Genomic DNA, 1,608 nt, shown 5'->3' on the forward strand with positions numbered 1-1,608 from the left:
CTGCACTTTAGGCGATCGCCTTCAGGCGGGCTAGGTTTCAGACCGCCAATGCCAGCAGGCGTTCGATTCGGTCGTGGAATTTCGTGTTGTCAGGTACGTCGGGCAGATCGATCAAAAATGCTTCATGCAGCATTTTACGGGCAATGCTGCGACGACGGTCATTATGCGAGGGACGTCTATCGGGAGTATCCCACGGCCGGTCACTTCGATCAACCAAACGCTCACTGGGTTCTTCCCAGCTCTCAAGTTCTACCAATGCGTAGAGCCAACCACACACGTGCCAGCATCCGATGCTCGACCAAACGTTGCGGACTTGTTGCTCGCCTGCACCCCAGATTTCTTTGACGTCGTGAAAGTGCTCTTCGATCGACCAGCGATCCGAAACTATCTTCAAGATTGCTTCCACGCTCATCGAAGTGTCCGTGCTGACGTATGCCGCCCAGTTGCCGCTGGCGTGCTCCAGCAGGACTACTCGTACAGGAATGCCAAAGATCTGACTGGTCGCCAGAAACGTTTTGCAGCGACCTTCACTCACCACACCTCGGCACAGGTAGTTGATCGTTTGCCATCCATCACGATGACCGGCTCGCTTGGCCAAGCTGATCCGGCTCTGGCCATACTTTCGAGGACGACCGCGCTGACCAATCTTGTTCACGGGAAGATCAAACAGCTTGGCGTCACGACGAATCCGGGTCACGACCGTCGCGCCTTGGGCGATCAACGGACGCACCAACGATTTGGCCGCATAGGCACCATCGAACACGACGACAAAGCCAGCCTTGGAACCGATACCTCCGAGCACGCCCATCACTCTCTGACAGAGGTCCAACGCCAGTTCATGTTTGGTGCGGAACTCCCAGCCATGACGTGTTTGAAGGGCCTCGATGCCAACTCGACGAACATACAGCAGCGACAGCAGAGGCAACGCAATGACCCCGAAGCTGGGATGCCCCAGTGCCAATGCCAAGCAGACCCAATTGTGTCCGTAGAGCCATTCTCCATCGCCGGGTCCCGGAGTCGGGTTGTGGTGAATGTTGGCCGCTTCGACGCACGGTCCAAATCGCTTTGTCGGCGAATCATCAATCATCAGCGTCCAGTGTCCTTGTTCACCAGGGTCGAACTTGGTCAGCACGAAGCCGAGCAGGGGCACCATCATGGACGCGGCGTTCTTGCCGATCGTCTGCAGCAGTTCATAAAAGCGATCCCAGTCGTCCTTGACCCCGGCACAGCGAAACCAGCTGGCCGCAGTACGGCGTCCTCCGGCAAGCATCGCTCCGGCAAAGATGATCGGCAGTCGAAAAGCGATTCGACGGTCAAGCAGTCGGCTCATCGCCTTGGCCATTACAGCGACACCGCCGATCAATGGCACGCTGGCCTGAGTCGTGTGTCGACGATCGGGATTGTGATTGGCAAGTCGCTTTCGCTTGTCATGCTGAGACCGATTACTTTTACCGGAATGTCGAGCTTGCGGCGGTCTTCCGGAGCGTATATTCTTAGCCATCCTTGGCCCTTTGAGTATTGGTTTGGTGTGAGAACCTCCAATTTCTCTGAGGGCCTTTTTCGTGGCAAGATCAATTTTGAAGTGATAGGCAATCGCCTAAAGTGCAG

The 1,608-nt window shown here is 56.1% G+C and carries 1 protein-coding gene; it reads right to left on the reverse strand.

Translation table 11 applies throughout. From position 1 onward, the window contains the following. Nucleotides 1–37: 37 nt before the first annotated feature. A complete protein-coding gene (locus Pla100_RS30250; protein ID WP_146583126.1) occupies nt 38–1,501 on the reverse strand; it encodes an IS701 family transposase in 1,464 nt (487 codons plus the stop codon). Nucleotides 1,502–1,608: the final 107 nt, after the last annotated feature.

Source organism: Neorhodopirellula pilleata (assembly GCF_007859915.1).
GTDB lineage: Bacteria > Planctomycetota > Planctomycetia > Pirellulales > Pirellulaceae > Rhodopirellula > Rhodopirellula pilleata.